Annotated in this window: 19 protein-coding genes; 8 read left to right on the top strand and 11 right to left on the bottom strand. The window is 53.8% G+C overall.

Features of this window, described 5'->3' with window-relative positions:
* The first annotated feature begins 2 nt into the window (after nucleotides 1–2).
* Genes C7J97_RS10260 through C7J97_RS10245 form a run of 4 tightly spaced genes read left to right on the top strand, consistent with a single transcriptional unit; the run spans nucleotide 3 to nucleotide 2580 of the window.
* Nucleotides 3–1199 carry a bifunctional 3,4-dihydroxy-2-butanone-4-phosphate synthase/GTP cyclohydrolase II gene (locus C7J97_RS10260; protein WP_113992985.1) on the top strand — a complete coding sequence of 399 codons (1197 nt, stop codon included), beginning with the start codon at nucleotides 3–5 and terminating at the stop codon, nucleotides 1197–1199.
* A gap of 21 nt (nucleotides 1200–1220) precedes the next feature.
* Nucleotides 1221–1697: a 6,7-dimethyl-8-ribityllumazine synthase gene (gene ribH / locus C7J97_RS10255; RefSeq protein WP_097781396.1), complete on the top strand. Its 477-nt coding sequence runs from the start codon at nucleotides 1221–1223 to the stop codon at nucleotides 1695–1697.
* 20 nt (nucleotides 1698–1717) lie between these two features.
* On the top strand, nucleotides 1718–2134 hold the full coding sequence (locus C7J97_RS10250; RefSeq protein ID WP_113992986.1) for a winged helix-turn-helix domain-containing protein: 417 nt from the start codon (nucleotides 1718–1720) through the stop codon (nucleotides 2132–2134).
* Nucleotides 2131–2580, top strand: coding sequence for a low molecular weight protein-tyrosine-phosphatase (locus C7J97_RS10245; protein ID WP_113992987.1), 450 nt, complete (start codon nucleotides 2131–2133; stop codon nucleotides 2578–2580). Before C7J97_RS10250 ends, C7J97_RS10245 begins: the two co-directional genes overlap by 4 nt.
* A gap of 539 nt (nucleotides 2581–3119) precedes the next feature.
* Here C7J97_RS10245 and C7J97_RS10240 read toward each other — a convergent pair.
* From C7J97_RS10240 to C7J97_RS10195, 10 genes are all read right to left on the bottom strand, one after another.
* Nucleotides 3120–4382 carry a tyrosine-type recombinase/integrase gene (locus tag C7J97_RS10240; RefSeq protein WP_113992988.1) on the bottom strand — a complete coding sequence of 421 codons (1263 nt, stop codon included), beginning with the start codon at nucleotides 4380–4382 and terminating at the stop codon, nucleotides 3120–3122.
* A gap of 111 nt (nucleotides 4383–4493) precedes the next feature.
* Nucleotides 4494–4781 carry an excisionase gene (locus C7J97_RS10235; protein WP_113992989.1) on the bottom strand — a complete coding sequence of 96 codons (288 nt, stop codon included), beginning with the start codon at nucleotides 4779–4781 and terminating at the stop codon, nucleotides 4494–4496.
* A 212-nt stretch (nucleotides 4782–4993) separates the two neighbouring features.
* Complete coding sequence (locus tag C7J97_RS10230) at nucleotides 4994–6286, bottom strand: virulence-associated E family protein (protein ID WP_242983499.1); 1293 nt, start codon at nucleotides 6284–6286, stop codon at nucleotides 4994–4996.
* A 53-nt stretch (nucleotides 6287–6339) separates the two neighbouring features.
* On the bottom strand, nucleotides 6340–7689 hold the full coding sequence (locus tag C7J97_RS10225; protein ID WP_113993002.1) for a plasmid recombination protein: 1350 nt from the start codon (nucleotides 7687–7689) through the stop codon (nucleotides 6340–6342).
* Between the two features lie 276 nt (nucleotides 7690–7965).
* Entirely contained in the window at nucleotides 7966–8415 is a 450-nt protein-coding gene (locus C7J97_RS10220; RefSeq protein ID WP_242983497.1) for a hypothetical protein, read from the bottom strand.
* A gap of 546 nt (nucleotides 8416–8961) precedes the next feature.
* The gene (locus C7J97_RS10215) at nucleotides 8962–10791 is read right to left on the bottom strand and encodes an amylosucrase (protein ID WP_113992990.1); all 1830 of its coding nucleotides are present in this window, start codon (nucleotides 10789–10791) and stop codon (nucleotides 8962–8964) included.
* 3 nt (nucleotides 10792–10794) lie between these two features.
* Entirely contained in the window at nucleotides 10795–11727 is a 933-nt protein-coding gene (locus C7J97_RS10210; RefSeq protein ID WP_097779278.1) for a carbohydrate kinase family protein, read from the bottom strand.
* 36 nt (nucleotides 11728–11763) lie between these two features.
* A complete protein-coding gene (locus C7J97_RS10205) occupies nucleotides 11764–12381 on the bottom strand; it encodes a hypothetical protein (protein ID WP_113992991.1) in 618 nt (205 codons plus the stop codon).
* On the bottom strand, nucleotides 12368–13018 hold the full coding sequence (locus C7J97_RS10200) for a YesL family protein (protein WP_113992992.1): 651 nt from the start codon (nucleotides 13016–13018) through the stop codon (nucleotides 12368–12370). Before C7J97_RS10200 ends, C7J97_RS10205 begins: the two co-directional genes overlap by 14 nt.
* 17 nt (nucleotides 13019–13035) lie before the next feature.
* Entirely contained in the window at nucleotides 13036–14091 is a 1056-nt protein-coding gene (locus tag C7J97_RS10195) for a LacI family DNA-binding transcriptional regulator (RefSeq protein ID WP_113992993.1), read from the bottom strand.
* A 333-nt stretch (nucleotides 14092–14424) separates the two neighbouring features.
* Here C7J97_RS10195 and C7J97_RS10190 point away from each other — a divergent pair, with 333 nt between their 5' ends.
* The 4 genes from C7J97_RS10190 to C7J97_RS10175 all read left to right on the top strand — a co-directional run bounded on the left by C7J97_RS10190 (nucleotide 14425) and on the right by C7J97_RS10175 (nucleotide 19541).
* Nucleotides 14425–15372, top strand: coding sequence for an ABC transporter permease (locus C7J97_RS10190; protein ID WP_113992994.1), 948 nt, complete (start codon nucleotides 14425–14427; stop codon nucleotides 15370–15372).
* Nucleotides 15356–16291 carry a carbohydrate ABC transporter permease gene (locus C7J97_RS10185; RefSeq protein ID WP_113992995.1) on the top strand — a complete coding sequence of 312 codons (936 nt, stop codon included), beginning with the start codon at nucleotides 15356–15358 and terminating at the stop codon, nucleotides 16289–16291. Before C7J97_RS10190 ends, C7J97_RS10185 begins: the two co-directional genes overlap by 17 nt.
* Before the next feature lie 76 nt (nucleotides 16292–16367).
* Entirely contained in the window at nucleotides 16368–18041 is a 1674-nt protein-coding gene (locus tag C7J97_RS10180; protein WP_113992996.1) for an extracellular solute-binding protein, read from the top strand.
* Nucleotides 18042–18065: 24 nt separating this feature from the next.
* A complete protein-coding gene (locus C7J97_RS10175; RefSeq protein ID WP_113992997.1) occupies nucleotides 18066–19541 on the top strand; it encodes a glycoside hydrolase family 32 protein in 1476 nt (491 codons plus the stop codon).
* Nucleotides 19542–19625: 84 nt separating this feature from the next.
* On the opposite strand, the gene C7J97_RS10170 is transcribed toward C7J97_RS10175, so the two are convergent.
* Nucleotides 19626–19877, bottom strand: a complete 252-nt coding sequence (locus C7J97_RS10170; protein WP_113992998.1) for a DUF6061 family protein — start codon at nucleotides 19875–19877, stop codon at nucleotides 19626–19628.
* Nucleotides 19878–20357 lie beyond the last annotated feature (480 nt).

Below are 20357 nucleotides of genomic sequence, written 5' to 3'. Positions count from 1 at the left end.
CGATGAACTTCAATACCATTCCCGAAGCTTTGCAAGATCTGAAGCAAGGAAAAATCATTCTGGTAACGGATGACCCCGACCGTGAAAACGAGGGGGACTTCATCTGTGCTGCCGAATTTGCCACCACCGAAAACGTCAACTTTATGGCGACCCACGGCAAAGGTCTGATCTGTATGCCGATGTCCGAGGCTTTCGTCCAGAAGCTGCAATTTCCGCAGATGGTGCAGTATAACACCGACAACCATGAAACGGCATTTACGGTGTCCATCGACCACGTTTCTACTTCTACGGGCATTTCTGCCGCAGAGCGTTCCATTACGGCGATGGCTTGTGTGGACGATCACGCAAAAGCAGAAGATTTCCGCAGACCGGGCCATATGTTCCCCCTTCTGGCAAAAAAGAACGGTGTGTTGGAGCGCAACGGTCACACGGAAGCAACCGTTGACCTGTGCCGTCTGGCAGGGCTGAAAGAATGCGGCCTGTGCTGCGAGATCATGCGGGAGGATGGCACGATGATGCGCACCGCTGAACTGGCAAAGCTGGCAGAGCGTTTCCAGATCAAATTCATCACCATCCGTGATTTACAGGAGTACCGCAAGTGTCACGATAAACTGGTCGATCAGGTGACGGCAGTGAACCTGCCCACCAAGTATGGCACCTTCAGAGCTTATGGTTTTGTGAGCCGCCTGAACGGAGAGCATCACATTGCACTGGTAAAAGGTGAGATTGGCGATGGAAAGGATATTCTGTGCCGCGTCCACTCGGAATGCCTGACAGGAGATACATTTGGCTCTTTGCGTTGTGACTGCGGCCAGCAGCTGGCCGCTGCCATGACGCAGATCGAAAAAGAAGGCCGGGGTATCCTGCTCTATATGCGGCAGGAAGGCCGAGGCATCGGTCTGATCAACAAGCTGCGTGCCTATGAACTTCAGGAGCAGGGCATGGATACGCTGGAAGCCAATCTCGCTCTGGGGTTCCATGGAGATGAACGGGAGTATTATCTCGGCGCACAGATCCTCCGGGAACTTGGCGTAAAAAGCCTGCGCCTGCTTACCAATAACCCGGACAAAGTATATCAGCTCTCCGAGTTTGGGCTGGAGATCTCCGAGCGCGTACCCATTCAGATGACGGCGACCCCGTATGACCTGTTTTACCTGAAAACGAAGCAGGCACGGATGGGACATCTTCTGGAATATTAACAACGAAAGAGGTATTTAAAAATGAAAACATTTGAAGGTAAGCTGGTTTCTCAGAACATCAAGGTCGGTATCGTAGCTGCCCGCTTCAACGAATTTATCACGTCCAAACTTCTGAGCGGAGCAATGGATGGTCTGCTCCGGCACGATGTGCAGGACGCTGATATTCATGTTGCATGGGTTCCAGGTGCTTTTGAGATCCCACTGGTTGCCTCTAAAATGGCAAAAAGCGGAAAGTATGATGCTGTGATCTGCCTTGGTGCCGTGATTCGCGGTTCTACCAGCCATTACGACTATGTGTGCAATGAGGTTTCCAAAGGCATTGCCACGGTCTCGCTGGAAAGCGGGGTTCCCGTCCTCTTTGGTGTTCTGACCACCGAAAACATCGAACAGGCCATCGAGCGGGCAGGCACCAAAGCAGGTAATAAAGGCTATGACTGTGCAGTCAGTGCCATCGAGATGGTAAACCTGCTCCGGGAAATGGATACCGCCGCAGAGTAAAATACACGCAGGAGTTTGCCATGATCGTTATAAAGACCCGACAGCCTGACCCGGAATTGGAGCAGAAGATCCGGATGCTTCTGGAACGAGAGCACATCGAGGCAGAGCAAATATCCATTGATTCATGGGAGAAGTTGGTTCTTCCGGGGCTTACACTGGACGAAATGACCCACGAAGTGTTGTGCAGCGGCAGAAAAGTCTCCCTTACACGACTGGAGTTCGATTTGCTGCTGATGCTTGCCTCCCACGAAGGACAAATCTTCTCAAAAGAAGAGCTTTTCCGTGCTGTGTGGGGACAAAACTGTGACGACACCTTAAAGGTCGTGGCAAATACCGTTTCCAATCTGCGAAAGAAGCTGGTCGGCTGCGGTAGCTTTATCCGCACTACCCACGGCGGCTATGCTTTTGTAAGCCAAAAGGAGAACGACCCGGCATGATCAGGATCTTATTTATTTGTCTCGGAAATATCTGCCGAAGCCCGATGGCGGAGTATGTGATGAAAGACCTTACGTCCAAGGCAGGACTATCCGAGCAATTTGAAATCGCATCAGCCGCCACCAGTGCATGGGAAATCGGAAATCCGGTCTATCCTCCTGCACGGCAGAAGCTGGCAGAACATGGCATCGACTGCAACGGCAAGACCGCCCGGCAGATGACCCGGCTGGATTATGCACGGTATGATCATCTGATTGGCATGGATGAAAGCAATCTGTGCGACATCCTGCGGCTTGTCGGCGGAGACCCACAGCATAAAGTCTCGCTGCTGATGGCGCATACGGATCATCCCCGTGAAGTGGCAGACCCATGGTTCACGGGAGATTTTGAAACCACATGGCAGGATATACTGGAAGGATGCACGGCATTGCTTGAGGAACTGCGCTAAATTGGCGTAAATTTTGGCGTATGCCAAATCAGGAGTGTTTGACACTTGCCAACGACAAATTGATTTAACCACAGGAGAAGTTGCCTGTCAGCATAAAATCTCTATACGAAACAAAAAGCGGCAGCTACGTTGTATTTTCACAACATAGCTGCCGCTTTTTTGCGTTTGGGGTTCGGTGTATCCACTACACCAATCCGCCTATTCGATTCTTACACCACACCGCTTTGTAAGGCTCCTTTTCGGGAAAACGCCCCAAAATTGGTGTAGTTGTGGTGTAGTACCGCAGATACCGTTTGAACTCCTGCCGAAAATTCATCGTATCAGCGCTTTATTTTTACGTTTTACTGCTCAATCGGCTTCATCGTGGGGATGTCATCGACGAGCAGTTATAAGCCTTTATTTCTTGATACTACTCTACACCGCAAGGGTTGAATTTTGCCATTCCATTTACATCTCTACACAAGCCTTTATCCGAACTGTATTGTTTGGCGTATGAATTGGCGTAAATGGCGTATGGCGTATTTGGCGTATGCTTTATTTTATTCTTCAGGGTCTTTCCACTGTGCGAACTGACGGTCAAGATTTTCAAATTCAGACTTCCGCAGTTCCTTGGTCACATCCGCATAGATGTTCAAGGTCGTGGAAATATCCGAATGTCCCAGCGCATCCTGAATCACCTTGATGTTCACGCCCGCTTCGCACATCCGGGTCGTGAAGGTATGCCGCAGGGTGTGGCAGCTGAAACGCGGCAGGAGTACGGTGCTGTTCGGATTCTTCGCCAGCACTTCATCGTTGCAGTCCCGGATGATGCGCCGAATGGCCTTGTTCAGCGTTCCCTGATGCTGGCACTCACCAAAGCGGTTGACAAAGATAAAGTCCGTGTAACCGTCCACCGTTACCGTGCAATGGATCTCTGCTTCTTCCTGATAGGCACGTTCCTTTTCAAAGGCTTCTTTCACGAAGTCCATCATCGGAACAGTGCGGACACCAGCCTTTGTTTTGGGCGAGTGGCAGTTGAAGTAGCAGCCCTTCCTGCCGCCGTTGTTCTCACGGTGGTCGTAGTTGACCAGCGTGTGGTTGACGGAGATCGTGCCTTCCTCTAAATCCACATCGCACCAGCGCAGGCCAGTGGCTTCTCCTACGCGCAAGCCCGTTCCCAGCATGACCGCAAAAATCGGGTACCAGTGCTGGTACTTCGGCGTTTTGGAGAGGTAGGACAGCAACAGATTCTGCTCTGCTACGGTCAGTGCCTTACGGCGGTTGGTTTCAAACTGATGTGCCTTTTTCAGCTCCCGCAGAACATTGTCCGAGGGATTGCTCCGCAGATAGCAATCATCCACCGCCATGTCCAGCACCTGATGCAAAACCGTGTGTACGCTGTCAATCGTAGAGATCTGCAAGCCCCGCTCATCCGCCAACGTGTTGTAGAACTGCTTCACGTCCGACTTCTTGAGCGCAGACACCTTCGATTTGCCGAAATCCGGCTCCACGAACTGCCGATAAAGGTACCGATAATTCTGAAAGGTGTTGTCCTTCAGACCACGCTTGACCTTTGCCCACAGGGTGAACACATCGTTCAGAGTGACGTACCGTGCTTCTGCCTTGATGCCTTCCAGCGAATCTCGCTGAATGTCGTTTTCCTTTTCCCGAAGTTCCTCTAAGGTCGCGGCATAAATAGAGTGCCGCTTGCCATCCGGGGAAGTCCAACGGAAATCGTACTTGCCATCTTTGCGCTGGGATTCCCCTTTGCGGAGAACCACACGCGCCTTGTCTTTGCGTTTCGTATTCTGAGTTGTTGCCATGAGCGTTGCTCCTTTCTACATCGCGGTGCAGAAAAGAGCGTTGTTCTGTGTTCATAGTACCACAGATACGCCATTCTCTGCAAGACGTTTTGAAAATTATCCGGGACATTTTCAAAGCGAGTACATTCGCTCCGTATATTCATCCAGCTTGCGCCGCTTGATGAGCCGCTTGGAACCCACCCACAGCACGAACTGGCAATGTTCGTTATCTGATAATGAACGCAGCTTGTTGATGCCAATGCCGGAGTAAGCCGCAGCTTCTTCCAGCGTCAGATTGCTCTTTTCCCAAATCGGAACTTGTCGGGACTTGGTCCCTCCATCTTGCTGATGCAAGATCGTTCCGTCGCTTGAAGTCTCCACCGGAGACTTCATTGCTTCGCAAACGCGAACTTCCTTCATAGGCAGACCTCCAATTCCTTGTAACCGAACGCCTGTAACCGGGCAGGAAAACTCTCTTTTTCTGCACACAGGGCATCCGGTGGGCTTTATACTTTTTCTTCTCTTTTTAAGGTTACATGGTTACAGAAAGAGAAAAACGCAGCAGTCATGCGGTTTTTGGGCTGTAACTGGGGCGTAACCGAATCTGTAACCAGACGTGTAACCGGTGTCCGTCAGAAGGGAAAGCCCAGCTGCTTGGCTTCTGCGTCCGTTATTTCGGAGAAATCTTCAGCCCCGGTTTCGGGGCTGGTTACGCGCTCCCAGCCTTTCTGAACGCCGTACTTCGGGTAACGCTTGGCGGTCTTGTGCGCCTGCCAGCCTTGGATATCGCCGCGCGAAATACCCGTGTTCATGATCTCGCAGATAGCACGGGTCTCCCACTCTGCCGGGATGTTGGTGTTGCCCAGTGCTTCCGCATAGAGCTGCTTGGAACACACTCGTTCACCCGTGTAGTCCTCCAAAAAGGCGTAGATCATGCCAGCCTGTGCATCCTCCTGCATGAAGTCCTGCTGATGGGCTTGCAGGGTTTCCTGCATGGCGGGGCTGAACGCCAGCTTGTAGTTACCGCTGTTGTAGATGGTCATGGCTTCCGCCCAGAGCTGGTCGATATAGGCACGGGAATCTTCCTCGTTGTCCAGAATGTGCACCTCGGCCAGTTCCGCATCCACCGGGACGGGGATGAAGCGGCGGTTGCCTGTGCGGTCACGGGGCAAAAAATCCTGCCGATTGGTCGTGCCAGCAAAGATGCACTGGCGCAGACGGTCGGCAGGATGGGTCTCGTAGGGGACTTTATAGGTTTCCTTCTGTTTACTGAGAAAACTTTTGATCTCCTCGATACTCTTGGCATTGGCGGTGGCGATCATCTCCGACATTTCAATGATCCAGTGCCCCTGCAGCTTTCGGTACACGTTGTCGTCGTCCAGCCGCCGCAGGTCGTCCGAGAACCATTCATCCTTGACCGCCAACAGCCGAAAAAAGCTGGACTTTCCTGTGCCTTGCCCGCCCACCAGACAGAGCATGGTTTCAAATTTGCATCCCGGCTGGAACACGCGCTTAATGGCTCCCAGCAGGAAAATTTTCATAGCTTCGCAAGTGTATTCGTCCTCCGCAGCACCGAGGAAGTGGTGCAGGACGTGGGCTATCCGTTCTGTTCCATCCCATTTTAGGCTGTTCAGGTAATCTCGGATGGGATGATAGCGGTTCTCGTTGGCAACGATGCGGATGGCAGATTCGATTTTCTTTTCGCTGGAAATGCCGTATTTCTCCATCCGACGCAGGATATACTTCATGTCGGTGTCGCTCAGCGTCTTGCCGGAGCGGGGCCAGCCCACAGACTTTACGATGTCGATGCGCTCGCTCAACAGGTTCAGTCGAATGGCATCGGCCAGCACATGGTCGTTCTGCAAAATCGTGATGCAGTTCTGAATCGTCCGCTGGATCTCTCCGTTGGAGTGCTTGGTGAGCATTTCCTTCACATCTCCAACGGTTCGTGGAGTGCGTTCTTCGTTGGCTTCTTTGCTCAATAAACATCACCTCGTGTTTCTGATTTCTCCGCAGTATGCTGCTCTCCGGGCTTCCGCTGGGTCTGTTCCGCCTGCAAGCGGTTCAGCAGTTGCAGAACGGAATCCCGTGCTTTCTCCTTGACCTGTTCTTTGCCTTTCTGCCGAACTTCCGGCTTCAGCAGCTTCTCCTGCAAGCGGGCAGCAGTGGTCTGCATGGTCTTGAGAAACTTGTCCAGCACGGTGTCCAACCGATGGGCGGCGTACTCTCTCGTGGCCTGCGGAGCCTTGCGTTCCGGGGACAGCACCCACTTTTTTGTGTCCTCGATCATCCGCATATCTTCCTTGCGGGTCTCGGTGCGCACCACGTCCGTCACGACCTCCACCGCCTTGTCGTAGGCTGCAGCCGAAACATCCTCCAGCAGGGTCTTCATGTCCGAAACTTTCAGGGTCAACTCGTCCAGCTTGCTCTGCTGGGCGGCAAGCTGCTCCTTCTGCTTGGCAAGAATGAAGTCCTGCTTTTCCAGATATTTGCGGTTGCCGTACTCCGCTTCCTCCTCCAATTCCAGACCGTGCCGCTTGGCGATCTCGAACAGCATCTTTCGACAGGCGGCATCGAAGGAGATTTTGCGATTGTTCCGGCGGCTGAGGGACTTGTCCGGGTCAGGCAGGTCGAAACACAACGCTTCCAGTGCCTTTTCCTGCTGGGGAGCAACCTCGCCGTACTTGTTCTCGCAGTCGAACACATGACGCTCGTGGATGTGGGGTGTGCTTTCGTCCAGATGCAGTGCCCAGTCCAGCACATGAACATGGTCGCCATACTTGGCTTTGAACTTCTCGATGAACTCTGTGACGACGCTCAGCAAGTCCTCTGCCGAAGCGTGTTCATCCAGCGTTCCAAGTTGATAGATGGTCTCTTCCGGGCAGGTCTTGCGGCTGGACAGCAGGTCGGGAATGGAGCGGTTGCGCTCTGTGTGCCGGATCTTGGCGTTACGCTCGTTCTGGCTTTCCACAAAAGCCGTGTAGTGGGTTTCGTAGAACTGCCGTTCTACGTCCGAGAAGGTTGCCGCCAGATCGTCCGGGTCTTGTGGGTCAAGAGCCGAACGGAAACCGTGAAAGCAGTCCCAGTAGATGTTGCCCTTGGCTCGTTCCGGGTCGATGTGCTCACTGTTGGCAAGGTTGAAACTGCGGTCGTTGTGCTTGGGGTTGTAAGTGCCGTGGGTTCCGGCTCGTCCGTTGTGTCGTGTTAATTTCAGATAGACATCCCTCCGTTTCAACAGCTTGGCGGGGAAAGCGCAGCAGCGAAGCTGCTGGATCTGCCGCCTTTTTGCGCCAGATAATACCCAGTAGGATATGACGCACAGCATCATATCACTGGGGCAAAGAGCTGCACTCTCTGCACTCTTGCTCCGGTCAAGCTGGCGGTCAAAGATTTGCGAATCCCTGCCCACCAGCTCGTCCGGCTTTTTCAACGGGCCATTTTGGCCCGCTGATTCCGTTACGGGTAGAATCAGGTTGTCATCTTGGCAACCTGATTTTCAACAGGCCTTGAGGCGTTACGGAAAAACGATGTGCTCATTTTGACCACTTGGTTTTCCGTAACAGGTCGATGAATTTCTGTTCCCTCATTTGTGAGGGACTGAGTTTTATTTGGCAGATGCGTTACGCTTAACCAAGTGCTCATTTTGAGCACTTGCAGCATCTGTAACACGTTTTCGATAGACTTTTTGCCGACAGGCATTGCTGCAATAGCGGGCATCTGCACGTTTGGGTGTGAATTTTTCACCGCAGCACTGGCATACTAAATCCTGACGGCGCATTTGGCGGTATTCCCGCTGCCGCCGATTGTTGGCCTGATTGCCGCACCAGTAGCTGTGACAGTATTTCTTGGTGTAGATGGTGGTGTAGAACACCCGACCGCAGCCGCGGCAGATAAGTTTGCGGACGGCGTATCCTCCGGCGGTAAAACCCGTTTCCTCATACGATTCTTTCAAATAATCCTGATTGTTCTGCTCCCATTTTTCGTTTGTCATATACATGGAGATGACCCTCCTTTCACTGGCGTTACAGAAAAACAATGTGGTCAATTTGACCACATTGTTTTCTGGTAACTGAGGAATCAACGTTTAGCCGTTCTCCCCACATGGTTTTCCTGCCCCCTCTCGGCGGCGTTTCCCGGCTCTCCCTTGCGGGGTCATCGCCGTGTATCCCATGCAGACGGTCATGCGGTTGTCAAGGTGCGGTGCTGGATTTGGCAATAAAAAATCGCCACACAACAACCTGAACCTGACCATCCCTTCCGGGATGGCCTTGGTTCGGGTTTGCTATGTAGCGATAGAAAGTTAAAAACTTGCTCCGGCTCCTTCGGGAGCCGAGCTGAAACTCTAAGTAAATATGTTATATTAAATTTTTGGGATAGATTACCACAAAAATCGAGTTGTGTCAACGTGAACTTGTCGGGACTTAGTCCCTCCATCTTGCTGCGCAAGACCGTTCTGTCGCTTAAAAGCCCCACTGGGGCTTTCATTGCTCCGCTGCGCTGCGCAAGCGCGAACTTTTGAGAACACGCTACTTTCGGCAGATTGCGAGAAAATGCTCTGAAAACTTTGGCGAAAAGAGAGAGCCAGATGGGCTCGTTTTGCTTATTTGTTTTTTACCAACATTGCCTGGTACGGCTCCAGCTCCACATCCGCCAGCCAGACGGAAGTGCCCTCCGGGGCGTGATACTCGCCGCCCAGAGCGTCCAGACTTGCCCCTGCCGGGTACTCGGTAAAGTTGAACAGTCCCACCAGCGTTTCCTCACCGCGCTTGCGCACCAGCGCCAGCACGCCGGGGTTGTGGCTGTCCCATGTGGTCACCCACGCATCCGGGGCAAAGCAGGGGTCTGCACGCATTTGGCGCAGCTGCTCCATGCCCTGCCACAGCTGGTTTTGCAGCGTGCCCTTCCGGGTGCGCTGCTTTGCGTCCTCCCAGTTGAATTTTGTACGGTGCAGATTGCGGCTGTCCTCCACACGGTCAGGGTCGTTTTTGTAGTCCCAGCCATTGAGTTGTGCAATTTCGTCCCCGCAGTTCAGCATGGGGAAGCCCTGCAAAAATGCCATAGCAGTGTGCAGCAGCAGGTCGCGCTTCACAGCGTAGTCCAGTGCGGTTTTGTCGTCTTTTTCCAGTGCCTGCTCCACGCCGCACAGGCTGGCGGTGGTGCCGCAGCTTCGGGCATCGCCGGTGGCGGGGTCGTAGTTGTACAGCTCGCCCTTTGCCCAGCTGCCGGGGAAATTGCCCTCGTAGAAGTGGTACAGGTATTCCTTGTGCTTCTGCGGGTCGATGCCAAGCCGGTTTTCCACCGCTTCGTCCAGACCCCAGCCGATGTCATCGTGGCAGCGCAGATAGTTCACGAACCAGCAGTTGTCCGGCAGGGCGTGCAGGGCATCCAGCTGCGCCTTCAGCAGCCGGGTGTCCCGGCTGGCAAGGGCGCCCCACAGGTTGACCATGGTAGATACGTTGTAGAGCATATGGCATTCCGGCTTTTCCGGGGTGCCGAAGTATGCCGCCAGCTCCTTGGGAGCCATGACCACCTCGCCCTTGAGGATGACCGCGGGGCAGACGCATTCCAGCACCATGCGCAGCATCCGCACAATGGTGTGCACCTGTGGCAGATTGCGGCAGGTGGTGCCCAGCTGCTTCCAGATATAGGGCACTGCGTCAATGCGGAACACTTCCACACCGAGATTTGCAAGGTGCAGGATGCTCTTGGTCATGTCCACGAACACCGCCGGGTTTGCGTAGTTCAGGTCCCACTGGTAGTCGTGGAAGGTGGTCAGCACCCACTTGTGCATCTCCTCGCACCATGTAAAGTTGCCGGGCGCGGTGTTGGGGAACACCTGCGGCACAGTCTGCTCGTACTGGTCGGGGATGGTGCGGTCGTCATAGAGATGGTAATAAGCCTGAAACCACGGGTCGCCCGCCTTTGCCGCCATGGCCCAGCGGTGGGTGCTGGCGGTGTGGTTCATGACAAAATCCAGACACAGGCTGATGCCTGCTTTCCGCAGTTCACGGGTCAGGTTTTCCAGATCTTTGTTGGTGCCAAGGGCAGGGTCTACGGTGTCGAAGTCCTCCACTGCATAGCCGCCGTCGTTGTGGGGGTGGGGCATCTGCAAAAGGGGCATCAGGTGCAGATAGGTCAGCTTCTGCTCCTTGAGATAGGGCAGCTTCTTTGCCAGCTCTTTCAAATTTCCGGCAAAGAGGTCGGTATACATGGTCATGCCGAACATATTGCCCCGCTTGTACCACTCCGGGTCGGCAGAGCGTGCCTTGTCCAGTGCTTTCAGCTCGGCGCTGCGGGCGTTGTAGGCTTCTGCCATCTCCCGCTCCAGAACCTCCAGCCCTTCCCGGTTGTGGTACAGTTCCATGAACAGCCATTCCAGTTCGTCCTTGTGCTTGGCAAATCGGGACGCAAATTCCTGTTTTACTGCCATGGTTCAGCCCTCCACTTCCGCAAGGGTGGGCATGGCGGGGATAGCACCATGCCGGCTGGTGGTGATGCTGGCTGCCTTGTTGGCAAAGGCCAGAATGCCTTCCAGCTTGTCCACAGTCAGGGTGTCCAGCTTCTCCTTGCAGAGCTTGGACAGGGCAGCCCCAAAGAAGGTATCGCCTGCGCCGTTGGTGTCACCCACCTTGCAGGGAACGCCAGCCACATGGCCGGTCTTGTCCCCAAAGCGGTAGAATACGCCGTTTGCACCCAAGGTGACAAAAATCAGCCGGATGCCGTTCTGTGCCAGCTGTGCCGTGCCGCTTTCACAGTCGGTGGTGCCGGTGAGCAGGGGCAGCTCTTCATCGGACACTTTCAAGATATCCACCAGCGGCAGGGGTGCTTTCATCTGGGCAATGGCATCCTCTTTGCTCTTCCAGAGGTTGGCACGGTAGTTGGGGTCGTAGGTGATGGTAGCACCCAGCTTTTTGGCACGGGCGGCAGCGTCCAGCGTAGCGGTACGGGAGGGGTCGGCGGTCAGGCTGACAGAACCAAAGTGGACGATTTTGGCAGCTTTCAGAGCCTCGTCCGAAATGTCCTCTTTGCACAGCATCACATCAGCGTTGGCACTGCGGTAGAAGCTGAAATCCCGCTCACCGGTGGCATCCACCGAGACCACCGCCATGGTGGTGGGGTGGTCTGCATCCACCGCCATGCCGGAAACATCCACCTTGTTCTCTGCCAGAACCGCTTTCAGGTAGCGGCCAAAGGCATCCGCACCCACCTTGCCGATAAAGGCGGTCTGTGCGCCCAGTCTGGAAGCAGCCACAGCCAGATTTGCCGGGGCACCGCCGGGGTTTGCGGCAAATTGAGGGATGCCGCGCGCATCCTTGCCGGTCTGGGTCAGGTCGATCAAAACTTCACCAATCGTTAAAATGTCCATGATACTTCTCCTTATTCTTGATGTGAAACCCAACGATCACCGCTGGAACAGATAATGAATGTAAGCGGCTGTACGCTCCGGGTGCGGTGCATTCTGCACCACCCCAAGATAGACCCTGCCAGAAAAACCTGCCTGCCTGACAAACGGCGTGTCCGAAATATCCAGCACGGTTCCACCGGCGTTCAGACCCGACAGTGCACGGAAAGACGCATCCAACGTCCGCAGATCGAGAAAATAATCATCAGCCAACAGTCGATCCCGTGCATATTCGTCCATCAGAACAACATCTAACCGCTGGGCACTGACTGCACCCAGCAGCTTCATCTCCGAAGCATATACATACTGCTCCTCTGCGTGTTCGCTCTCGCTGAGCAGCAAGCCGGACAGCAGATCGACCTGTTGCTTTTTGGTCAGACCCTGCGCCTCGGCAAAGCCGGTGGTAAGCTGTTCCGTCAGATCAGACCCGGCAGTGATATTTACCAGACCAAGGTAAAGCACATCCTCTTTTTTCGTCACATGGCGGTAGGCTGTATAGCCAAGGATATAGACGACGATGAGTACGATCGCAATGGGCAGCTTGTAATATGCCCAGATGTGCTCCCACTTTTTGCGCCCATGGAGGGAGCGGAGCGTATCCCGGTCAGTTTTTGTCATGGTCGTATTCCTCGTGTACTGCATCAGGGTCTCCACCGATCAGATAGAGGATCCGAAGCATCAGAAAGGAGCAGAGCATGGCGCAGAAACCCATGCCCAGCAGGAATGCAGGTGTGAACACAAACACAATGACGTACCCCATGATGCCATAGATCGCCGCCATCAGCAGGGTGCAAAACAGATACCGGACACCCACGAGAAGCGCTGTTTTCAGGATGCCGAAGGTGGTGTTTTCAAACCGTGCCAGCAGAGGAAAGGCATACAGCAGAACGATGCCGTACAGAACTGCCGCACCAATAAGCGTTGCAGTGAGCAGCGTCCAGAAAATGTTTTCGCTCCACATTCGGCGCAGCACAAAGCCATCCGCAGCCAGGAAACTGCCGACTGCCAGCAGGATAAGCCAGAGTTTTGTGGCAGGCTTGAAATTTTCCCGGAACGCCTTAAAAAACATCCGGGTCAGACCATCGTCCCGATCTTCCGCCATTTTGAGCGTGACGTAGAACAAGGCGGTCGTAGAAGCCCCTATGGTAACGATGGGCAGGCTGCACACGAGCCATAAGATGTTCAGGTAAGCACTGTAAGTCAATTTCGTCAGCACAGCAAACAGCGGCTTGTCTGTATTGCACAGGTCACGCATGGGGGTTCTCCTTTCGCTCAATCTCCTGTGGATTCGCGCAGGATCAGGTTGGTTTCCGTATAGACGGTGCGATAGTTCAGCGATGGCTCTTCGATGCGGGTCATAAGCAGATTGGCAGCGGTGTAGCCCATGATCTGTTCATGGATATGGATCGAAGTCAGACGGGGGACAAAGTAGGAAGCCTCCTGACTGTCATCGAAGCCGCAGACCCAGATATCATCGGGAACCGAATACCCCAGCTCATTCAATGCCTTGACCAGATCCATAGCAACAAAGTCATTGGCGCAGACAAAGGCATCCGGCATCGTTTTGAACCGACGTATGGTTTCGTACAGGGATGCCGGATAGTTCTGCTGTCCAGATGGCATCGCACAGGTGCTCAGGCCTTCTGTCAGACCAAAGTGCTCCATTGCATCCTTATAAGCCATATAACGCTCAAAGAAGGACTGACAGTGGTTTTTATCCCCCGCAAAGCTGATGCGTTTTTTGCCGCGCTGGACCATGTGGGCCACCACATTCTGGATCTCAATGCGGTTTTCCATATAAAGGCGGTCAGCTTTAAGAGGAGGACGCATATCCATCACGGGGGTGTCTACAAACAGCAGCGGAACATCCAGATCGCACAGCATCTGTGCGTAGTCATAGTCGAATACTTCAAAGCAGATGATGCCGGCTGTGCGCTGGATGTTGAGAGAAGATGGAAGTTTTTTCTCTTTCAGCTCTATGGGAGAAATGCGATGAATGGTCATGCCGCTGTGCAGATGGTCGATTTCCGCCTGGAAACGATCCAGCATCATGGAGGAAAAGTGAGAGCTGCTCAGAAACTGGGTCGTCAGCATGGCGATCTCCCGTTTGTCACTCGGCAGAATGAAAGGCTCTGCTGCTTTTGCATCGTCTTCCTGAAACAGCGGCAGATAGGCAAACTGCTTATAGCCCATTTCGGCGGCTTTGCGCAGGATCTTTTCCCGTGTGGCATCTGCCAGCACACCGGTGTTGTTGATGGCCTTTGAAACTGTGTTGCGGGAAAGCTGCAGCTCGTTTGCAATATCCTGAATGGTGACCTTGGTTGCCATAAGTCATCCTCTTTCTTTTATAGATAAAGTCTGGTGACGGATCTTATTCTTTGCGACTCCAGTATAGTGCAAATGCACAAATTAGTCAAATGCAAAAATGCAAATCAGCATTTTGCATATTTGCGCACGTTCGGATTTGTGCATCTGTACAAATGCACAGTATTTCTTTATGTATCCCATGAATTATCATTGACATTCGCTTGTTTGCGTGGTATAAATGAATTACAGAGTTTTACATTTGCACAAGCGAAGTGATGAAAACGTAAAATTCAAAGGTGCAAATGTAAAACGTAAATCAAACGGCAAGCAAATCAAAAAGGAGGAGAATGATTCATGAAAGCAAAGACGGCCTCGCCGGAAACGGCTGTGCTAACAGCAGAACGCAAGCTGCACAACACATGGGTCTACATCAAACGGCATTGGCAGCTTTACCTGTTGTTCCTGCTGCCTGCCGTGGTGCTGACGCTGGTGTTCAAGTACGCTCCCATGGGCGGTGTGCTGATCGCGTTCCAGAAGTACAATCCCTTCAAAGGTATCTGGGGCAGCGAGTGGGTAGGCTTGAAAAACTTTACCCGCTTCATGTCCTCGCCGGACTTCCAGCGCTATCTGATCAACACCCTGAAGCTGAGCGTCTACGGTCTGCTGTGGGGCTTCCCGATCCCCATCCTGCTGGCATTCCTGCTCAACCGTATCGAGAGCAAGAAGATCAAGCAGAAGGTGCAGCTGGTGCTGTATATGCCCAACTTCATCTCGGTCATCGTGCTGTGCGGTATCGTCCGTGTGCTGCTGAGTGTCACCGGTCCTGTGAACGGCCTGCTTCACACCAGCATCAACTTCATGACGCTGCCGGAAGCGTTCCGCCCCATCTACATCATCAGCGGCATCTGGCAGGGTGCCGGCTGGGCATCCATCATGTACACCGCATCCCTTTCTAACGCCAGCAAGGATCTGAAGGAAGCTGCGATGATCGACGGCGCAAACCTGATCCAGCAGATCATGACAGTGGAGTGGCCCGCCATTAAGGATATGGTCGTTATTCAGTTCATCCTGCAGGCAGGCAACATCATGAGCATCGGTTTTGAAAAGGCCTATGCCCTGCAAACTGACCTGAACCTGAACACGGCCGAGATCATTGCAACGTACGTTTATAAAAAGGGCCTGTTGGACGGCGATTACAGCTTTTCCACGGCAGTCGGTCTGTTCAACACCGTTGTCAACGTCATCCTGCTGATCGCAGTGAACAAGGTCGTTGCCAAAATGAACGATGGCAAGGGCTTGTAAGGAGGGGTTTACCATGGCAAAACAGAAAAAATCAAAAATGGCCCTCTACACCAGACAAGATAAGATCATCCTGTACTGCGGCTACGCACTTCTGGGCTTGTTCCTGCTGGCGATCATCGTTCCGATGATCTACATCGTCATCGCGTCCTTTATGGACCCGGTCACTCTGCAAAACAAGGGCATCTCCTTTGATTTCAGCAAGTGGAGTCTGGATGCTTACCAGCGTGTCGTTTCGGACAAGCAGATCTGGGTCGGCTTCAAGAACGCGGTACTTTACTCCATCATCTTCACCATCATCTCGGTAGCTGTGACGATGCTTGCCGCTTATCCCATGTCGCTGCCGGACTTCAAAGGCAAAACGATCTTCAACACCTTGTTTGTGATCACGATGTTTTTCAGCGGCGGTCTGATCCCCACCTACCTGCTCATCAACACTCTGGGTCTGCTGGATTCCATGTGGGCGGTCATTCTGCCGGGAGCATTCAGCGTGTGGAACATGATCATTGCCCGTACTTATTATCAAGGCATCCCGCGTGAGCTGCGTGAAGCTGCGGATGTGGATGGAGCCAGCGAGATGCTTTACTTCTTCAAGATCCTGCTGCCCGTCTGTATGCCGGTGGTGGCAGTTCTGGCCCTGTGGCAGTTCGTGGCAATGTGGAACAGCTACTTTGACGCCATGATCTACCTGAACAGCGCATCGAAGCAGCCGCTGCAGCTGGTGCTGCGTTCCATCCTGATCCAGAGCCAGCCGGAATCCGGCATGATCGCAGATATCCAGAGTACGGCCGAACGTGCGAAGATGGCAGAGCTGCTCAAATATGCAACCATTATTATTTCCAGTCTGCCGCTGCTGGTGATGTATCCCTTCTTCCAGAAGTATTTTGATGCCGGCATCATGGCTGGTTCCATTAAGGGCTGAGGATATTCCAGAATTTTATGAGCCGGTACGCTCATCTGTTACACGAAAAAAGAAACATAAAAAAGGAGAAAATACCATGAAAAAGCTGATTTCTCGCCGCAACTTCCTCAAGGTCTGCGCTCTGGCGGGCTCTGCCGCTGCTCTGTCTGCCTGTGGCGGCGGCAAATCCACCGGCAGCGGTAATTCTGCTGCCGCAGCTGTGGACACGACCGGTGCCGTTACATTTCCGCTGTCCGAAAAGGTCACCTTTACCGGTATGACCAGCTTCCCTGTGGGCAGCGAACCCGAGCCGAACAACCGCACCATCTTCAAGCGTCTGGAAGAGCAGACCAATGTGCACATCGACTGGACCGCCATCCAGTCCGACCAGTGGAGCGATAAGATCACCCTGAATATGTCCAACCCCAACACCCTGACGGATTTTGTTTTTACTGCTGATTTTACCGACAGCAATCTGCTGCGCTACGCAGATCAGGGTGTCATCCTCAATCTGGAAGACTACATTGACAACAATATGCCTTATCTCCAGAAGGTCTTTGAGCAGTACCCGGAGTACCGCACCATGTGCACCGACAGCGATGGCCACATCTGGGCACTGCCTTGGATCGAGCAGCTCGGCTCAGAAAAGACCGCCATCCAGACCATTGGCAACATGAGCTTCATCAATACCAAGTGGCTGAACTTCCTCGGTCTGTCGATGCCCACCACGGTGGACGAGTTTGAGCAGGTGCTGATGGCATTCCGTGATAACGCTGCTTCTATCAAGGCAGAGTATGGCATTGACGGCGACATCATCCCCATGTCCTGCATCGTCAACAACGGCGATCAGGACCCCAGCATCCTCATCAATGGCTTTGGCGAAGGCTACGGCGATGCAGACAAAGACCGTCATATTGCCGTTACCAACGACCGGAAAGTCATCTGTGCCGCTACCCAGCAAGGCTACCGCGATGGTCTGGACTGGCTGCACAAGCTGTATGCCGAGAAGCTCATTGACCCGGAGTGCTTCACGCAGGAGTGGTCCACCTATGTTTCCAAGGGCAAGGCTGGCCGCTATGGTGTCTGCTTCAGCTGGGATGTTGCCAACATTGACAACCTGACCGATTGGGAGCCGCTGCCTGCCCTGACCGCCGATACCCGGAATATCACTCCGCAGAACGGCTCTTTCACCAGCGGCTTTGCCCGCGGCAGATGTGTTGTCACCGCAAAGGCGGAGAACCCCGCACTGGTTTGCGCATGGCTGGATCAGATGTACGCGCCCCTCCAGTCTCCGCAGAACAACTGGGGTACCTACGGCGATGCGGAAGGCTTTAACATTTTTGAACTGTCCACCAACGATAAGGGCGAGCCCATGCTGAAGCACGCTCCTCTGGGCGATGCTTCTCCCGTGGAAGTCCGTGAAGCGCAGTGTGTCAGCGGGCCTCTGGCGGTTCTGGATGATTACTATGGTGTATACGTTACCTGCCCGGACGATGCACAGTACCGCCTGGATTGGATCAAGGACATCTACACCCCGGATATGAACAACGATTATGTCTATCCCAATGTCTTTATGAGCAGCGAGGACACCGAGCAGGTCTCTAACCTGCAGGCAGATCTGCAGACCTACATGAATACCCAGAAGGCCGACTGGATCATGAACGGCACTACGGATGCAGAGTGGAACGAATATCTGAGCAAGCTGGAAGACTACGGCCTGTCCGACTATCTGGGCATTATGCAGAAATATCTGGATGCTTACTACGCATAAGAATTCTTTCCTTTGGAGGATTCCATGAACGATTTGACTTTACAAAAAGCCCGTGCCTACGAGGCCGAGCACGGTGCTGCCATTTCCCCGGCGGAACGCCCTGCTTACCACATGACCCCCTATGTGGGCTGGCTGAACGACCCCAACGGTTTCTCTTATTACAAAGGGAAGTATCACCAGTTCTATCAGTATAACCCCTACGATGTGCGGTGGGCGCCCATGCACTGGGGTCACGCCGTCAGCACCGACCTGCTGCACTGGGAGTATCTGCCCTGTGCGCTGGCACCGGATTCCCCGGTGGACAACGGCCCCGGCTGCTTCTCCGGCTCTGCCACCGTGATGGATGACGGCAAGCAGCTGCTGATGTACACCAGCGTGATTGCAGAAAAGCAGCCCAATGGGGAGATGCGGGATATCCAGACCCAGAGCATTGCCATCGGTGACGGTCTCAACTACGAAAAGCCTGCCTGCAACCCGGTGCTGACCCAGAAAGACCTGCCGGAAGGCTTCAGCAAGTTTGACTTCCGGGACCCCAAGATCTGGCGGGAGGCCGACGGCACTTACTCCGTCGTCACCGTCTGCCGGGCCGAGGACGACAGCGGCGCAGCGGCACTGTTCCAGAGCAAGGACGGCTTCGACTGGCACTTTGTCACGGTGCTGGAACGCTGCAACAATCAGTACGGCAAAATGTGGGAGTGCCCGGACTTCTTCCCGCTGGATGGCAAGCAGGTCCTGATGCTCGGCCCCATGGAGATGCTGCCCAAGGGCGAGTTCCACAACGGTCACAACGTCATTGCCTTCATCGGCAGCTACGACGAAGCCACCCACACCTTCACCAAGGAAAACGTGCAGCTGATGGACGGCGGCATCGACTTCTACGCCACCCAGACCACCCTTGCCCCGGATGGCCGCCGGATCATGACCGCATGGCTGCAGACTTGGTCGGACACCGAGGATAAGCCCCAGGGCTGCAAGTGGTTCGGGCAGACCATCTGCCCCCGGGAACTGCACATCAAGGACGGACGCATTGTTCAGGCCCCGGTGCGGGAGCTGGATGCCGTCCACGGCAAGCGAATCTTCCACGAAAATGTGACGGTGCAAAACGAAACTTCTCTGGAAGGCATCAAGGGCCGTGTGGCGGACCTGACCGTCACGGTGCAGCCTGGCGAATACCGCTCCTTCACCCTGAAGCTGGCCGCCGATGCAGACCATCACACCAGCCTGACCTACGATCCCTACACCTCCGAGCTGACGCTGGATCGCAGCTATGCCGGTTCCCGTGCCGACATCGTTCACCGCCGCAGCTGCAAGGTGCGCAGCCAGAACGGTGCGCTCAAGCTCCGCATCCTGCTGGATAAAAACAGCATCGAAGTTTTCGCCAACGATGGCGAGCAGACCATGACCGTATGGATCTACACTCCCCAGTCTGCCGATGGCATCACCTTTGCTGCCGATGGCAAAGCAACCATCACGGCAGAACAGTTTGAATTGAATCTGTGACCTGATATTCCCCTCATTTCTCCTTCATTGAATACAGCCCCGCTTTGGCTTCTCCTTCACCAAAGCGGGGCTGTGTTTGTTATGTCATTGATCTTCCAGCCTGCCGTGGTCGCAACCAAGCGAGAGATAACGCTCAATCTCCCCACCCAGCACAAGCTGGGCATACTCCAAGAGCTTGTTGTAGAGCAGCCAGTCCAGCTCTGCCCGCTGCGCCGGAGTGTTGCCATACTCGTCTTCAATGGCGATGCAGTCGATGGCAAGAGTAGTTTCATCTTCGAACCGGGCTTCCACCCGGTTGGTGTCCATGTTGTAGCGGCAGGAAAGCAGTTTGTTCATAAGGAAACCTCCATGTTCTTCACAGTTGCTTCTTTTGCGGTGGAAAGTTTCAGCTGTCCGTTTGCAAATATATAAAGCCACTTCCTGATGCAGCCCTTTGCAGGTCTACATCCATCCACCACACGTCCAATTCTTACACCAAACGCGAACTTGTCGGGGCGGGGCCCCTCCATCTTGCTTACGCAAGACCGTTCGGTCGCTTAAAAGCCCCACTGGGGCTTTCATTGCTCCGCTTCGCTGCGCAAACGCGAACAACGCTCTTTTTGCTCTGCACAAAATCCTGCATCGTTTGGCGTAAAATTGGCGTATGGCGCAATTTTCGCTGGAAATCCATCAAAAGAAAAAGCCTGAAACTTCTCGGTACATCAAGAAGTTTCAGGCTTTGTTTCGCTTAAATTGGAAATTTACTGCTCAATCGGCTTCATCGTGGGGACAGGTCAAGGAAGGCTCACAAATGGCTTTATTTCCCTTTATAAGCCT

It is taken from the genome of Faecalibacterium prausnitzii (assembly GCF_003324185.1).
Taxonomy (GTDB): Bacteria; Bacillota; Clostridia; order Oscillospirales; family Ruminococcaceae; genus Faecalibacterium; species Faecalibacterium prausnitzii.
This window is presented reverse-complemented; position numbering and strand designations above follow the sequence as displayed.

What these genes read in the sequence shown, in the direction of transcription:
- C7J97_RS10180 (WP_113992996.1), top strand. Translation starts at nt 16,368, where the DNA reads ATGAAAAAGCTGATTTCTCGCCGCAACTTCCTCAAGGTCTGCGCTCTG.
- C7J97_RS10170 (WP_113992998.1), bottom strand. Translation starts at nt 19,877, where the DNA reads ATGAACAAACTGCTTTCCTGCCGCTACAACATGGACACCAACCGGGTG.
- C7J97_RS10210 (WP_097779278.1), bottom strand. Translation starts at nt 11,727, where the DNA reads ATGGACATTTTAACGATTGGTGAAGTTTTGATCGACCTGACCCAGACC.
- C7J97_RS10200 (WP_113992992.1), bottom strand. Translation starts at nt 13,018, where the DNA reads ATGCGTGACCTGTGCAATACAGACAAGCCGCTGTTTGCTGTGCTGACG.
- C7J97_RS10215 (WP_113992990.1), bottom strand. Translation starts at nt 10,791, where the DNA reads ATGGCAGTAAAACAGGAATTTGCGTCCCGATTTGCCAAGCACAAGGAC.
- C7J97_RS10230 (WP_242983499.1), bottom strand. Translation starts at nt 6,286, where the DNA reads ATGCTCACCAAGCACTCCAACGGAGAGATCCAGCGGACGATTCAGAAC.
- C7J97_RS10250 (WP_113992986.1), top strand. Translation starts at nt 1,718, where the DNA reads ATGATCGTTATAAAGACCCGACAGCCTGACCCGGAATTGGAGCAGAAG.
- C7J97_RS10225 (WP_113993002.1), bottom strand. Translation starts at nt 7,689, where the DNA reads ATGATGCTGTGCGTCATATCCTACTGGGTATTATCTGGCGCAAAAAGG.
- C7J97_RS10240 (WP_113992988.1), bottom strand. Translation starts at nt 4,382, where the DNA reads ATGGCAACAACTCAGAATACGAAACGCAAAGACAAGGCGCGTGTGGTT.
- ribH (WP_097781396.1), top strand. Translation starts at nt 1,221, where the DNA reads ATGAAAACATTTGAAGGTAAGCTGGTTTCTCAGAACATCAAGGTCGGT.
- C7J97_RS10205 (WP_113992991.1), bottom strand. Translation starts at nt 12,381, where the DNA reads ATGACAAAAACTGACCGGGATACGCTCCGCTCCCTCCATGGGCGCAAA.
- C7J97_RS10185 (WP_113992995.1), top strand. Translation starts at nt 15,356, where the DNA reads ATGGCAAGGGCTTGTAAGGAGGGGTTTACCATGGCAAAACAGAAAAAA.
- C7J97_RS10190 (WP_113992994.1), top strand. Translation starts at nt 14,425, where the DNA reads ATGAAAGCAAAGACGGCCTCGCCGGAAACGGCTGTGCTAACAGCAGAA.
- C7J97_RS10260 (WP_113992985.1), top strand. Translation starts at nt 3, where the DNA reads ATGAACTTCAATACCATTCCCGAAGCTTTGCAAGATCTGAAGCAAGGA.
- C7J97_RS10235 (WP_113992989.1), bottom strand. Translation starts at nt 4,781, where the DNA reads ATGAAGGAAGTTCGCGTTTGCGAAGCAATGAAGTCTCCGGTGGAGACT.
- C7J97_RS10195 (WP_113992993.1), bottom strand. Translation starts at nt 14,091, where the DNA reads ATGGCAACCAAGGTCACCATTCAGGATATTGCAAACGAGCTGCAGCTT.
- C7J97_RS10175 (WP_113992997.1), top strand. Translation starts at nt 18,066, where the DNA reads ATGAACGATTTGACTTTACAAAAAGCCCGTGCCTACGAGGCCGAGCAC.
- C7J97_RS10245 (WP_113992987.1), top strand. Translation starts at nt 2,131, where the DNA reads ATGATCAGGATCTTATTTATTTGTCTCGGAAATATCTGCCGAAGCCCG.